The 14,410-nt window shown below is 33.9% G+C and carries 16 protein-coding genes and 1 pseudogene; 5 read left to right on the top strand and 12 right to left on the bottom strand.

The genetic code is table 11. From position 1 onward, the window contains the following. Positions 1 to 283: 283 nt before the first annotated feature. The 4 genes from KQI21_RS08700 to KQI21_RS08685 form a co-directional block, all read right to left on the bottom strand. Entirely contained in the window at positions 284 to 685 is a 402-nt protein-coding gene (locus tag KQI21_RS08700) for a DUF4064 domain-containing protein (protein WP_216483808.1), read from the bottom strand. Between the two features lie 442 nt (positions 686 to 1,127). Then, positions 1,128 to 2,498 carry a sensor histidine kinase gene (locus tag KQI21_RS08695; RefSeq protein WP_216483807.1) on the bottom strand — a complete coding sequence of 457 codons (1,371 nt, stop codon included), beginning with the start codon at positions 2,496 to 2,498 and terminating at the stop codon, positions 1,128 to 1,130. Then, on the bottom strand, positions 2,476 to 3,189 hold the full coding sequence (locus tag KQI21_RS08690; RefSeq protein ID WP_216483806.1) for a response regulator transcription factor: 714 nt from the start codon (positions 3,187 to 3,189) through the stop codon (positions 2,476 to 2,478). The genes KQI21_RS08695 and KQI21_RS08690 overlap by 23 nt, the downstream gene beginning before the upstream one ends. A 110-nt stretch (positions 3,190 to 3,299) precedes the next feature. Beyond that, entirely contained in the window at positions 3,300 to 3,704 is a 405-nt protein-coding gene (locus KQI21_RS08685) for a hypothetical protein (RefSeq protein ID WP_216483805.1), read from the bottom strand. Between the two features lie 335 nt (positions 3,705 to 4,039). Between KQI21_RS08685 and KQI21_RS08680 the strand changes: the two genes are divergently transcribed. After that, on the top strand, positions 4,040 to 4,276 hold the full coding sequence (locus tag KQI21_RS08680; protein WP_216483804.1) for a hypothetical protein: 237 nt from the start codon (positions 4,040 to 4,042) through the stop codon (positions 4,274 to 4,276). Positions 4,277 to 4,749: 473 nt separating this feature from the next. Here KQI21_RS08680 and KQI21_RS08675 read toward each other — a convergent pair whose 3' ends face one another. The 3 genes from KQI21_RS08675 to KQI21_RS08665 all read right to left on the bottom strand — a co-directional run bounded on the left by KQI21_RS08675 (position 4,750) and on the right by KQI21_RS08665 (position 6,171). Beyond that, the gene (locus KQI21_RS08675) at positions 4,750 to 5,565 is read right to left on the bottom strand and encodes a hypothetical protein (RefSeq protein ID WP_216483803.1); all 816 of its coding nucleotides are present in this window, start codon (positions 5,563 to 5,565) and stop codon (positions 4,750 to 4,752) included. A gap of 94 nt (positions 5,566 to 5,659) precedes the next feature. Beyond that, positions 5,660 to 5,911 (bottom strand): hypothetical protein, encoded by a 252-nt coding sequence (locus KQI21_RS08670; RefSeq protein ID WP_216483802.1) that lies wholly within the window; start codon positions 5,909 to 5,911, stop codon positions 5,660 to 5,662. Between the two features lie 41 nt (positions 5,912 to 5,952). Then, positions 5,953 to 6,171: a hypothetical protein gene (locus KQI21_RS08665; protein ID WP_216483801.1), complete on the bottom strand. Its 219-nt coding sequence runs from the start codon at positions 6,169 to 6,171 to the stop codon at positions 5,953 to 5,955. A gap of 261 nt (positions 6,172 to 6,432) precedes the next feature. On the opposite strand from KQI21_RS08665, the gene KQI21_RS08660 reads away from it, so the two are divergent. Further along, entirely contained in the window at positions 6,433 to 6,933 is a 501-nt protein-coding gene (locus tag KQI21_RS08660) for a hypothetical protein (protein ID WP_216483800.1), read from the top strand. 656 nt (positions 6,934 to 7,589) lie between these two features. Here the strand turns inward: KQI21_RS08660 and KQI21_RS08655 are convergent. Continuing rightward, positions 7,590 to 7,847, bottom strand: a pseudogene (locus KQI21_RS08655) (phosphate-starvation-inducible PsiE family protein); the annotation flags it as partial. 584 nt (positions 7,848 to 8,431) lie between these two features. On the opposite strand from KQI21_RS08655, the gene KQI21_RS08650 reads away from it, so the two are divergent. From KQI21_RS08650 to KQI21_RS08640, 3 genes are read left to right on the top strand one after another with little or no spacing between them, the layout of a single operon-like run. Further along, a complete protein-coding gene (locus KQI21_RS08650) occupies positions 8,432 to 8,683 on the top strand; it encodes a FeoA family protein (protein WP_216483799.1) in 252 nt (83 codons plus the stop codon). A 1-nt stretch (position 8,684) separates the two neighbouring features. Continuing rightward, positions 8,685 to 9,416: a FeoB small GTPase domain-containing protein gene (locus KQI21_RS08645; RefSeq protein ID WP_216483798.1), complete on the top strand. Its 732-nt coding sequence runs from the start codon at positions 8,685 to 8,687 to the stop codon at positions 9,414 to 9,416. Continuing rightward, positions 9,406 to 10,797: a nucleoside recognition domain-containing protein gene (locus tag KQI21_RS08640; protein WP_216483797.1), complete on the top strand. Its 1,392-nt coding sequence runs from the start codon at positions 9,406 to 9,408 to the stop codon at positions 10,795 to 10,797. The genes KQI21_RS08645 and KQI21_RS08640 overlap by 11 nt, the downstream gene beginning before the upstream one ends. A 259-nt stretch (positions 10,798 to 11,056) precedes the next feature. Here KQI21_RS08640 and KQI21_RS08635 read toward each other — a convergent pair whose 3' ends face one another. From KQI21_RS08635 to thiS, 4 genes are all read right to left on the bottom strand, one after another. Then, positions 11,057 to 11,842, bottom strand: a complete 786-nt coding sequence (locus KQI21_RS08635) for an ABC transporter ATP-binding protein (protein WP_216483796.1) — start codon at positions 11,840 to 11,842, stop codon at positions 11,057 to 11,059. 559 nt (positions 11,843 to 12,401) lie between these two features. Beyond that, entirely contained in the window at positions 12,402 to 13,418 is a 1,017-nt protein-coding gene (locus KQI21_RS08630; RefSeq protein WP_216484283.1) for a ThiF family adenylyltransferase, read from the bottom strand. Then, a complete protein-coding gene (locus KQI21_RS08625; protein WP_216483795.1) occupies positions 13,418 to 14,182 on the bottom strand; it encodes a thiazole synthase in 765 nt (254 codons plus the stop codon). Before KQI21_RS08625 ends, KQI21_RS08630 begins: the two co-directional genes overlap by 1 nt. A gap of 3 nt (positions 14,183 to 14,185) precedes the next feature. After that, positions 14,186 to 14,389, bottom strand: a complete 204-nt coding sequence (thiS, locus tag KQI21_RS08620) for a sulfur carrier protein ThiS (RefSeq protein WP_216483794.1) — start codon at positions 14,387 to 14,389, stop codon at positions 14,186 to 14,188. Between the last annotated feature and the right edge of the window lie 21 nt (positions 14,390 to 14,410).

Genomic DNA, 14,410 nt, shown 5'->3' with positions numbered 1-14,410 from the left:
TACTTCTAGGGTGTTTTTGTAAGTAACCCTTTTTATTTTCAATCCTCTGGCAGCTACATTTAAGAAGGGATAATCTACTCTATTCTCTCGATTTTTAGTTTATCCCGTATGTAAGGTGCCGTAAGACTCCCACTTCAAGAGCTTGAGTTGGTACAAAAGGGTCTAAGTGGGAGAAAACGGCACCTAAATGCCCGATTCTTTCAAGGGCCTTTAGGTCATACCCTTCTAGGTACTAACATTCAGTAGGAAATGGAAGAAAACTCCTACTGAATGAAGTTTCACTTTATTGCATAGCACTATCTTCTGGTTTTCGTACAAAGCACATAATACCGGCAATTAAATATAAAGCGGATTGGAAGAAAAACCCAGAGAACAACAACCAACTACTAATTATCGCAGCTGCTATTAAAAAACCTCCAGCAACTTTTGGATTCTTTTTTATATTTACTACTGCAATTAATCCTAAAATAAAGCTGATGACACACCCAAGAATAGGAATCCACAATAAATTAATAAATACGGGGAAAAAATCAGAAAGCGCCCCATATTCCGTTGGGTCAATAGCGTCTTTTAGAAAATCTACCCCACTATGAAGTATAAGTAGAAAAACTCCACCCATAATGGCCACTAATGCATCCATTGAAAAACCAACAATTCCTAATATATACTCAATTTTTCGATTCATTTACTTTAACTCCCTACTTTAACGTTTTTATTTGTTAGATAAATACGTACAGAAAAATAAATTGTCTCACACTTCATTTACAAAGTGAAGTTGTCGTCAATGGGAAGATTATCCCTCTATTTGATTACTTAAATTGATACAATCAGGCTTATACCGGCAATTGACCCTGTATCTACTCCTGTTGATAAAACACTTATCCTAAAAAGACTTACTTCTTAGAAAAACTTGGCTTGTCGCCAAGTCTTTAGCGAAAGCTGTAGTTTTTCTTATACTATAAACCATAAAATTTTATACTTTCCTATAGTACAAGAAAATAGATTGCTAAAAACTGGTTAAACTTCCCTTTGCCTAGTATAACAATTTTATACCAATTCTTGTTGTTGAAGATTGGTTCTTGGCAAAATTGCAGTTCGTGCATATACTACTTGGTCAGCTAGCTAACTTAATTTGTTCCATTTTTTAAAAAACAAACTGTAACAGTTGTACCATGCCCAACCTCACTTTCAAAATGAATGGTTCCCTGATGTGCGTCTACCAACGCCTTTACAATCGACAATCCAATTCCAATTCCACCTGTTTTCGTCGCTCTTGATTTATCACCACGATAGAATCTTTCAAATAAAAAGGGCAGATCTTCTTCTTTTATTCCAATGCCTTCATCTTTCATAACAAAGCAGACATAACCATGGCAATCTTCTACAAAAATAGATACCTTTTTACCAGCAGGTGTATATTGCAATGCATTATTAACAAGATTTGTTAAGATTTGGATAACCCGATCATGATCCCCTTTAAAATATTTCGACTCTTGAGGAGAGATTACTTCTAAAGTCACGTTTTTCTCCTGAAATAGTGGACTAAATTGATCCGCTAATAAGCTTATTAGTTTTCCAGCTTCCAATGTAGTAAAGTTTAATTTTTTTTGTGGATTTTCCACTGCAATCAGCTTTTCCAATTCATTAACTAAGCGAACTAAGCGCATTAATTCATGATGACTTTTTTCAAGCCGTTCCGGAGTAGGCTCCCAAATCCCATCCTGATAAGCTTCCAGTTGACTGCGTAATGTTGCTAACGGCGTTCTTAGTTCATGTGCAAAATCAGCTGTAAATTGTTTTCTTAATTTTTCTTCCTTAGCAAGTGATGTAGCTAACTCATTAAATGACTCTCCAAGCTGTTGCATTTCAATAGTTAAATCCTTTACAGGGACATTTACCCGTTTATGTCGTTTTAACTCCTGAATGGCTTTAGTTAAACGTATAAAGCCAGCAGTTAACCGTCTGGAAAATAAAAAACTAAATAAAATGGACAAGAGTAAAATAACAATAACAGCAATGAGAATATTTTGTTTGATTGATTTCAAAAATGTAAAATCCTCACCAACCAATTCTACGGGATAAACGACTTCCAGTTCACCAATTATTTCATTTCCTAATTTTATCGTATGTGAACTTGATTCGAAATCGACGGCTTCTGATTGGGAATAACCATGCATTCGGTGCATCATCCGTTGCATCATTGTTGTATCTGCAATGACATTTCCATTTTTATCAACGATTTTATAATATAGGTTTTCTGTCATTGCTTGATTATGCAGCATACTACTTGCTTGGTCACTCAATAATCTTCTCGTTTGTTGATATGTTTTAGTAATTTCTTCTTCTATTAAAGATATCCTTTCTTTTCTGCTTTCCTCTAAATAGCTAGAAAATTGATTTTCAACACCAAAAAATATGGAAAGGCTTGTTAAAAACACCCCACTTAGGGAAACAATTAATAAATAGATAAAGATCTTAGTACGAAGTGTTAGCCTCATCCGGCTTTCCTCCAAACTTATATCCCATTCCAAATACAGTCAAAATAAACACGGGTTGTCGAGAATCTGTTTCCACCTTTTTTCGCAAATTTTTAATATGCGTATCAATACTTCGCTCATAACCTTCAAAATAGTTTTCATCCTCTTGAATCTTAACTAATAAATCACCTCGGCTATACACTCTGCCCGGATAACTTGCCATGGTTACTAATATTTTATATTCATTCGGAGTTAGTGAAATGAGTTGATCATTAAAACGAACTTCTTTTTTTAAATGATCGATAACTAATTGTTGATTATTAAAGCTGAGCCTACGATTACTTATTGATTTCTTCACTCGTCGCAACAATCCTTTAGCACGGACAACTACTTCTCTTGGACTAAATGGTTTGGTTACATAATCATCTGCTCCGATGACGATTCCATTTATGATATCATCCTCTGCAGATTTAGCTGTAAGCATAATGATTGGAACATCGTTATCTTTTCTTGTTAATCTGCAAACCTCTTCTCCTGAAATATCCGGCAACATTAAATCAAGAATAATAATATTGGGATTTTCTTCCTTTATTTGTTTTAAAGCTTCTAATCCATTTGTTGCAAATATAATGTTCCAGCCCTCTTTTTCAAAATAAGCTGCTAACACTTCACGAATAACTTCTTCGTCGTCAACAATCAATACTTTTGTCACCGTTACCCTCTCCCCTTCAATGAATTACTATAAAATCTAAAAGCAGAAACCGTTTAAAATGTCTACGTACCTTTTTATAAAAGTGAAATTCATTCAGTGGTGTTTTTCCTTCATCCAAAGCTCTTCTTGTCCTTGAAAAAGAAGAACACTTTTTCTGCGTGCGATGCGTCGCTTACGTAGCTTTCCTTGTCCTTGAAAAAGAAATACGCTTTTTCTGCGTGCGATGTGTCGCTTACGTAGCTTTCCTTGTCCTTGAAAAAGAAATACGCTTTTTCTGCGTGCGATGCGTCGCTGACGTAGCTTTCCTTGTCCTTGAAAAAGAAATACGCTTTTTCTGCGTGCGATGCGTCGCTGACGTAGCTTTCCTTGTCCTTGAAAAAGAAGAACGCTTTTTCTGCGTGCGATGTGTCGCTGACGTAGCTTTTCTTGTCCTTGAAAAAGAAGAACGCTTTTTCTGCGTGCGATGTATTGCTGCCGTAGCTTATCTGTCCTGTTGTCCCGAATAAATTAAGCATTTAGATGCCTTTATCTCCCATGAAGCAGGAGTCCTTACGGTACTTTAGATGCGGAATAAAATTTTTATATGCATAACCAGTTGTACTTCAGAAGATATTAACAATAAGGCAAAGCGGTTTATTTAACCGGCTTTTTAATAGCCTTAAATGGAAGAAACATTACTTACTAAACATATTTTTAGATGCGTGTTTTTTTATATATTCTTAACTATTATTCATGATACCATGCGATGAAGTGGAAAAATACATCTTCACAACTTCTACATAAGTTCTTCATAGGTTCCTCAAAGCAATTCGATATGATAAAGATGATCAAAAGAAAGGAGTTGGAGAAAATGAAAAAAATGATAATTGGTATCCTAGCAGGTGCAGTAATCATTGGAGGTGCAGCAACTTACACGTTTGCCGACACAAATGAGAATAACCAATTCTTTAATGAGATAAGACCTTATATGGAAAAAATGCATCCAAATTTCTCTAATGAAGATTATGAAGCAATGTTTAATTTCTGTCATGGAAACGGTCAATTTAACAGAGGTCCCCAAAAGGAATTTGATAGACCTAACGAATAAAAAAGGGGTGAGGCACGCATGATGGGCGGATATGGACCTTTTTTCGCAGGGTTTGGACTCTTCGGATGGATTATTAACCTACTTGTTATTGGTATCGTTGTGTACTATTCCACAAGGTTGGCTTTAAAACACCACGATAAAGATAAGACTAATTAAAAAGGATTGGCTTTTGTACCAATCCTTTTTTCCACTATAGGAAAGACCTTTCTTTTTTCAAAAGGAAACAAAAAATGAGCACTAGAGATCTTAGTACTCGAGTAAATAGCATTCATTTATTTACCCCAAAAATAATCACTTATTTTTAGACGGTTTATTATTTAATTCAATAATAGATTGATAACTTGTAGGATATGGTTTGATTTTCTCATCCGCAGCTATAAAATCATATAAAATTTCTTCTGATCTATTATTAAAATAGATTAAATAACTTTCATCTTTTTTAATTTCAGCTACAACATTCTTAGGTAATGAAATTATTTTTTCATGTTTCTCCTTAACAAAAATATCATTTTCATTAAGATTTTTTCTCCTTTTGAATTTAAAATTACTATGTCTAAATTAATATCATATAAAGTCTTATTGATCCTAATTTTACTAAAATCATTGTCACCACTATCAATATCTATTAGGTTTTCATCATTATTTAAAATATCAATAGTAGGTAATAAATCATACTTCTCATAATCTTCCTCTTTAATATTAAAGGTCTCGGTTTTTACATGCTTTTTATTATATCCTTCTGCTTCATTTGTTACAAAAAACCTTAATAAATTAGTGTTTAACTCATCTTCTTTTTTTGGAAAGAAACTAATTTCCTTATCCTTTTCTATATTAAAAGGAATTTCAACCTTTAATTTAGTAGTTTTATTTGGAGGAGTAATTGTGTGAACCTCATTATAAATTTTACCTTCCAAGAAAATATCCTGTTTATCATTCCCTTGAAAAAATATATTTTCCAACTTAACAGCTTCTTTTGTTTTATTTTCTACAATTACTGTACCTTTTACATACTCATCTTCTTCATCTAACTTAATATAAGTGAAATCATCTTGCATTCCGTTATATTCTTCTTCTTGTTTTTCATCAGGTTCAAATACAACAGCAAAATCAAAATCACTTGAATTATCTACTACCTCAGATGAAGCCTCTAAATAAGCAAACTCTTCCGTCACCTGAAATATATTTTTTTGTTCTTTATCTATAACAACACTTTCATTTTCTTCTAAATCTTTTATACTACAACTTACTAGAAAAAAAGAAAATGACATTATAATTAATAATTGTTTCATAAACTCTCCTTTTAATTAATTGGAAAAAGGAATTTCATAAATATATTAGTTAACTAAAATAATATATACTATTTCAAAATCCAATGTTAAAATTTTAATAGATTGAAAAAGTCGAAGTAGTCCTTTTATATAATACCCCTTGATTAGTAGCAGTGTGTATTGTTAAAGAATTGTTTCCGTTTCGTTTTTTTGTGGCTTTTAAACTTGAACTTGATTTAGCTGTACGTTTTCCTATAGCTATTTTTTTCTTTCCTTTTGCGATTTTGTTTGTAGTCATATTCTTAATGGAATTTGTCGCTGAAGTAACTGTAGTTAATTTTAATCCCTTAGTTGAACCACTGGCCATAATCTTTTTTCCATTTGTTTTTAAATTAGATTGCCCTTTTGCTAATTTAACAATTGTAAAAACCTGTATCGAACTTTATTAAATTGTGGTGTAACAACATTTTCACCATTCTTTTCTTTCTTCTTGAGTTCAATTCCATCTCTTAAGTATGAATCAAACTTCTTAAATTCACTCTCAAAATCAGGTTCGAAATCAGCAGTCTTTTGTAAATCTTCTTTCTTAACATTTTTAGCAGCAGCATCTACAGTAGTAACATCCAACTGAGAAAACAAAAAGATAAAAGAAAAACACAAAACTAAGACGAACCTTTTTTAAACAAAAAAATCACTCCCCTTATGAATGTATAAGAAACCCCTTTCATTCTCCTTGAATTCATATTATATAAATGGAAATATTTTGCCGATTTAATTTTTAAATTATTATAGATAATTCAAAATAATATAGTATAGTAAGGTATGTACCCAAAAAGGTTATATGCTTAATTTGGGTACAATACCATTAAATAAAAAGGGGAGATAAACTTGCATAAGAAATTTCAAAAAAAATTAGTTTGGTTGATCATTTTAATATGTTTACAAATAACCTTTATTTTTTTATCTAATAAAATTGAGATCAATAACCAGATTTATAACAATTTGTTATTTATTACCGCAACTTTAATTATATCAATGACAATATATATTATATTAACTATTATAATTAGTAAGTTTCCGTCTTTTTTAGAGGATGGAATTTGGAAAAAACCGTTCTTCACATTATTAATAGGAACATTTGCTTTATTAATTCTTTCTGTTCTCATATTATTTATTTTTAATAATCTTAACACAAATCCTACAATGACTAGATCTTTAACATTTATTATGGGTTATCCCATTACTTTTGTTTTAATTTTAATGATTGAATCGTTTTTTAGAAAGTTATTAAACACACATAATAGAGAAAAGGTATTATTTTACAGTTCAATTTCTATCGTTCTTTCTCTTACCCTTATTATTTTAGTTGGTAAATTAAATAATATATAAACCAATAACCAGATAAAGTGAAACTTCTTTCAGTAGGAGTTTTCTTCCATCTCCTACTGAATGAGTACCTAGAAGGGTATGACCTAAATGCCTTTGAACGAATCAGGCATTTAGGTCGTTTTCTACCACTTAGATCCTTTTGTACCAACTCAGGCTCTTGAAGTGGGAGGCTTACGGCACCTTACATGCGAGATAAAAGAGAGACACATGTCATGAATTGAGCAACATACCATTTATTACTCAGAAAAAGCCGTTTCCTTTTTGCCTTGAACCTTCCCCCTGCCCCTTCAGTCAGCCAGTCGCTTCAAATTCCCTTGAAACTCACAAGGTGACTGGCACTTTAGTTTAGGGGGTTCTTTACGACAATTCTTCAGTCATAAACGAGAACTGGAAATGCTGTTTTCACACAACAATTGTTTTAATATAATGCGACGTGAATAATTTTATATATTCTATATATTTAAATACTGTAGTCTTGAACATGAGTGGTTTTATTTACTTACTCGTTTTTTCAATCAGTAATACATGCTTCTTTGATACTACGTTTTATAGTATTAAAAAATAATTATCCACAGAAATTTATTTGCATTTTAAAAATTTTTTAAACTAATCTAAATTTATAACCACCTCCAATTATTATTTAACCCTATTCATAACAAAATGATCAATCGTATCATTGCCGTTATTCCAATATACAAAAAATAACGGAGAGGAAAATGATAGTTTTCTTTAAAATACTTTATAATCATTGCTACAAATTGAAAATACAAAAAGAAGATTAAAATATTTGCTAAAAACAGTTGATAATCTGCCGTTCCTTTTGCCAACAAAATACTAGCAAATGCCACTAATTCTTTTAGGAGAAGAAATGAAAGAATAATGGCAAGAAAAATAACTGATACGTTTAAAACCATCTGTAATAAATAAGGAAATCGGTCAAGGAAAACAATATACACCTATTTTAATTTTTTCACATTGTAGCCTCCATACATAGAGTAGCTTATTCTATTTTTATAATAATATAGTATTCAATTGATATTTCTGTAATAAGTAATGGGATTGCCATTCTGTATAAGGAAAAAAAACAGCTTAAACCGACTCCAATGAGTTAATTGATTTCGATATCTCGTAAAAAACTGCCATTAATTTTACTTGTATTTTAGTTGCTCCAGGCAAACTTTTTGAGTTATAATCATAATATATTTAGAAAGGAAACAATTGAACGTTTTACCCAACCTTTCATACGTTACATAAAGTGAAACTTTATTCCGTGGAATGCTTTTTACACGGAATGTTAGTACCGCAAGGGTATGACCTAAAGGCCCTTGAACGAATCGGGCATTTAGGTGCCGTTTTCTCCCACTTAAAACCTTTTGTATCAATTCAGGTCTTGAAGTGGGGGTCTTACGGCACCTTACATGCGGGATAAAATATAATTCTATATATGAATGTTGCCTTAGACCAACTGTTTGCCTATAGACCAAAGGAGATGTCAGAAATGATTGAAGATAAGCCAATTTATCAATTTCAAATTGGAGACAAACTAGAAATAACTTCTATACAAGTAAAAGATATTATGCGAAGGAGGCTGCTTGATTTAGGGTTCGTACCAGGTGCAGTTATTGAAGTGATGCAAAAAAGTCCCTTAGGAGATCCTATCGCATTTAAAGTATTCAATACGACGATTGCCTTAAGAAAAGAAGAAAGTTCATTAATTTATGGAAAAAAAGTACTGAAAGAGGTGATATAAAATGAGTCATACAATTGCTTTAGCGGGAAATCCTAATACAGGGAAAAGTACACTTTTTAATTTACTGACAGGCTTAAGGCAGCATACCGGAAACTGGCCTGGTAAAACCGTTATGCTTGCAGAAGGCGAGTTAAAAACAGATAAGCATATATATAAAGTAATTGATTTGCCTGGAACTTATTCACTCTATTCAAACTCAGCCGATGAAGAGGTTGCCAGAGACTACATTATTTTTGAACAGCCGGATATTACAGTAGTCGTTGTCGATGCTACATCGTTAGCAAGAAATTTGAATTTAGCATTGCAAGTATTAGAAATGACAGATCAAGCAATCCTATGTGTGAACCTTATTGATGAAGCAAGGAATAAAGGTATAACGATAGATAAAGAAGAGTTATCGAGACAGCTCGGTATCCCCGTTATATTGATATCAGCACGAGAAAAAATAGGTATTATTCAACTGTTGAAAACCATTGATCAGATGATTGAAGGAAAAATTCATACGAATCCATATAAAATTAAATATAATTCTATGGTTGAAAAACAAATTAAAGAATTAGAACCACAGATTAAGCAAATTGTTGGAGATGCTTTACCCTCAAGGTGGGTAGCATTACGTTTGTTAGATGGAGATACTAAATTACTGGAAGCTTTAAAAGCATATATTAGTAATCCAGAGTTTACAAGTTTAAAACATGAGCCAATGAAGGGAGGGTGCTGTCATGGCGCATAATGCAGAACATCAACTTGACCAGCTTTTTAAACAATATGGTGACAATACTTCCCATGAAATGAGAGATCATATCGTTTCTAGAATCTATCAAACTTCACAAACTCTTACGAATAAATCGGTTCAATATACGAAGAAAAAAGTATCTTGGCTTGATGAAAACTTGGATAAAATCCTAACATCACGCATATACGGTTTCCCAATTATGCTTATGTTACTCGGTGTTGTCATTTATTTAACGATTGTAGGAGCAAACTATCCAGGAATTGTCATCACCAAAACCTTTTCCGTTGTTGAAGGTTGGCTTACTGCTTTTTTTCAATTGGTACACGCTCCTGACTGGCTATACGGAGTTTTAGTTGAAGGATTTTATCGAGGAACATCATGGGTTGTGAGTGTCATGTTACCTCCGATGGCAATTTTCTTCCCAATGTTCGCATTACTTGAGAACTTTGGTTACTTACCAAGAGTTGCTTTTAATTTGGACCGAGTATTTAAAAAATCAGGGGCTCATGGAAAGCAATCCCTAACCATGGCGATGGGATTTGGCTGTAATGCAGCTGCGGTCATGTCATCGAGAATCATAGAGTCGCCAAGGGAACGTATGATAGCTATTTTAACGAATAATTTTGTGCCTTGTAATGGTCGTTGGCCATTATTAATTTTACTTGCTGGGTTATTTATGGCTGCCGGCTTTTCAGGAGGGATGAGTACCTTCGTATCAGCAGCTGTTGTTGTTGGGATTGTATTGTTCGGTATTGTAATGACTATTTTTGTTTCTTGGTCATTGTCTAAAACGCTATTGCGAGGTGTGCCATCTCATTACACACTGGAATTACCACCTTATAGAAAACCGAAAATATGGAACACGATTGTTCGGGCTACATTAGATAAATCATGGTTTGTTTTAAAAAGAGCTGTTATTGTTGCCGCACCAGCCTCGATCATCACATGGATTTTGGCAAATATCTTTGTTGGTGATCAAAGTGTACTGGAGCATTTTGCCGGCTTTTTAGATCCTTTCGCTCATGCGATAGGGTTAGACGGTTTTATTTTAACAGCCTTTATTTTAGGGCTTCCAGCAAATGAAATTGTCCTACCAATTCTGTTAATGGGATACCTCGCCACAGGATCTATGATTGAAGTAGATAACTTAAGTGATTTAAAACAAATCTTTCTTGACCATGGCTGGACGTGGTTAACTGCACTAAACATGATGCTGTTCTCGCTTCTACATTATCCTTGTGGAACAACGATGCTAAATATTTGGAAAGAAACAAAAAGCGCAAAATGGACATTTGTTTCCTTTGCTCTTCCGACAGCAATCGCTGTTATAGTAACTTTTACAATTGCTCAAATCGTAAGAGGTTTTGGCTGGGTATAAAGAGGTGGATATGATTTGAAAATTAATTGCCAAAGTTAAAACATTAGAAAAACTTGGCTTGTCGCCAAGTTTTATGGCGAACGCTATAGTTTTTCTTATACTATAAACCATAAAGTTTTATACCTACCTATAGTATACCAATAAAGCCGCATGAAATCAGATTTTTAAATTAGATTTCATGCGGTTTATTCATGTTAAAAGAGTTTTGCCTCTTGTTTTGGAAAAGAAAAAAAGGTTTTGATTATTTTACTCACTTTACTTATTGTCTCCTTAAAGAAATCCATGTTCGTTCGCTCTTTTTAGTAACTTCAACAGGTATTTGATAGAATTCAGATAAAACTGCACTAGAAGTAATCTCATTGGTGAGCCCTTTTTGAAAGATTGTCCCATCTCGAAGCAGAAGTACATGTGAAAACACTGGTAGAACTTCCTCAATATGATGCGTTACAAATATAATTGTTGGTGCATCATGCTGTTTAGCTAATTGATTAATGAAACTTAGGAGTTCTTCACGTGCTAGGAAATCGAGTCCGTTTGTCGGTTCATCTAAAATTAATAAATCTGGTTTTGCCATCAGCCCACGTGCTACTAAAATTCTCTGTTTTTCTCCTTGTGAAACGGTTTGGTAAGGTCGGTTTTGCAAATATTCAATACCTAGTTTTTTCATTAATTGGTAAGCAAACTCAACATCTGTTTTCTCCGGTTGCTCATATAAACCAATAGAAGCATGTTTACCGCTAAGGATGATAGCTTCGGCCGTATTCGTTCCTTTTATTTTCTCTTGTAATGATGAGCTTACCCAACCTATTCTCTTTCGCAGATTACGTAAATCCGTTTTTCCGAACATATTTCCTAAGACAGTGATTTTGCCAGTAGTCGGCCAAATATAACCATTTACCATATTTAGTAACGTTGTTTTTCCAGAACCATTCAATCCGAGTATTGCCCAATGCTCTCCCTTATTTACTTGCCAATTTATATTATTTAACAAAACCTCTCCATCTCTTTTCCATAAAACATTTTTTATTTTAATTACAGTTGTCAATCGTCCTCCCCCATTCTTCTGTCGTAGATTTTATCTCTTATTATACTAAAAATTTATTAGAAAAACTTGGTTTGTCGCCAAGTCTTTAGCGAAAGCTATCGTTTTTCTTATACTATAAACCATAAAGTTTTATACTTTTCTATAGTATTAACTAAAGAGTTTTTCCTTCATTCTTCATTGTTATGAAGTAGAAAACGAAGGTTAAAATCATATTGTTCCTAAAAAGAAAGGACAATTTTTCGTCGTGCAATGTATCGCTGTCGTTGTCTTTTCTTGTCCTTGAAAAAGAAAAACGCTTTTTCTGCGTGCGATGTCTATTCAAGTCGTTTTCCTTGTCCTGTCGACTCGACCCTGATGTTAGGTACCGTTATCCCATTTTAGACTTATAATGTATTCTTAACTTTTGAAGTAAGAATTGCGATATGTTTGAATGCTACGTTTAAGAAGTAATTTAGTTGGTGTTAAATTTAAAGATCTTTATTTTTACAACAACAAATGATTATATTTCTTAAATATAAAAAGCCCTAAAGCACATGTCATTGCTTCAGGACTTTTCTATTTATGCTCCAATATACCGTTGATACAATTTCCTAGCTTTCTGGACATCGTTTACCCCATGAATCAACGTACGGCCATCTTTAAAAACAACAAAACGAGTATTTTCAATCGTAAACATAAGCAGCTCTCCATTATCTCTAATGGAATCTACAAGCGGCTTTAATTGCTTCGTTAATGCAGAAATAGACATACTTTTCACTTGATTTGGTCGTACCTGCACAGTATCTCTTCCACATAAGACAGTCGTTTGCATTCCTTGTTGCTTATTTAAATAAGGGTAGGTGGCTTGTTCGGAACAAGACGGACAATTAGGATTTATTAACTTACTTACATTAATTGATGCATATGTCCGTTCCCACACATCAAAATTAAGCATTTCTTGTGACATTTTATGACCAGTTAGATATTTCAAGCATTCCGCTGTTTGATAGCTCGCCGTAATTTGAACGGCTGGTGCTATAATTCCTACTGTATCACAGGTTCTCCCTTCTTGTGGAAGTTTATCAACAAGACAATTTAGGCAAGGCGTTTTTCCAGGTACAATTGGTAAAACAATACCATAGCTTGTTAAACACCCGCCGTATACCCAAGGAACGCTTGTTTTTGCGCAAGCATCATTGATGATAAACCTTGTGTTGAAATTATCTGTCCCGTCTATTACAAAATCTACCTGTTCTAGTAATCTCTCCGCTTTTTCTGGTTCAAATTCGTCAGCAATTCCTTCAATCGAAATCATTGAATTAATTGCTCTTAATCTTAATTCCGCTGCTTTTGCTTTTGTTCGAGAAAGTCTGGCATCTTCTTCTGTATAAAGCTGTTGTCTGCTCAGATTACTCCATTCAATATAATCCCGATCAATGATCGTCATTTTTCCAATCCCAGCCCTTGCTAACATCTCTCCATTTGCACTTCCTAATGCCCCGGCACCTACAATTAGAACATGCTTTTTTATCAGCTGATTTTGACCTTCCATCCCAATTGGTACAAATAATTGTTGACGAGAATATCGTTCTGAAATCATTCCATCATCGCCGCTTCCGGACTGCTTTTTGTTGCATATGTCTTTTTTGCTATGCGTCCTGCTTCATAGCCAAGTCGACCTGATTCCACCGCTAACTTCATCGCTTCAGCCATTTTCGCAGGATCCTTTGCACCAGAGACCGCTGTATTTAATAGGATACCGTCCGCCCCAAACTCCATAGCGTAGGCAGCATCACTTGGAGCACCAATACCTGCATCGACAATAACCGGGATCTCTGCCTGCTCGATAATAAATTGTAAATAAAGCGGGTTTACAACTCCTTGACCAGAGCCAATTGGTGAAGCCGCCGGCATTACCGCATGAACCCCTGCTTCTTCTAGACGTTTCGCCAGCACTACATCATCTGACGTATATGTCAGCACAGTAAATCCTTCATTTACAAGCTGCTTCGATGCTTTTAACGTTTCAAAAGGATCAGGCAACAATGTCTTCTCACAACCAATAATTTCTACTTTAATCATGTCACATAATCCGGAGGCTTTCGCTAAATGAGCGATACGAACTGCTTCCTCGGCTGTTTTTGCTCCAGCGGTATTTGGCAACAATGTATACTTTTGTAAATCAAGTTCTTCTAACAAGTTCGGCTCATTTGGATCAAAAATGTTCATTCTTCGTACTGCAAAAGTTAGTATTTCTGTATCTGAAACTGCAACAGCCTCTTTTTGTACTTGAAAGTTTGGATATTTTCCAGTACCTAGCAATAACCTGGATCGAAATGTTTTATCCCCTATTTTTAACATAACTTAACCCCCTCCAACAAAATGAACGATTTCAATCATATCTCCATCTTTAAGTTCTGTCCGTCGATACGCTTCTTTTGAAATAATCTCTTTGTTTCGTTCAACTACTGCTATTTTTTCTTGCAATTGATAGCTGGAAAGCAAATCAATAATGGTCATCTTTTCTTTGGAAAAATGTAATGTTTGACCATTTACGCGGATATTCATGGAAAGTTCCTCCCCTTTATT

The sequence above is a fragment of the Virgibacillus proomii genome, assembly GCF_018916875.1.
In the GTDB taxonomy this organism is placed as follows: Bacteria; Bacillota; Bacilli; order Bacillales; family Amphibacillaceae; genus Virgibacillus; species Virgibacillus proomii_B.
The sequence above is the reverse complement of the archived record's forward strand: the minus strand, read 5'-3'. Positions and strand labels throughout refer to the sequence as shown.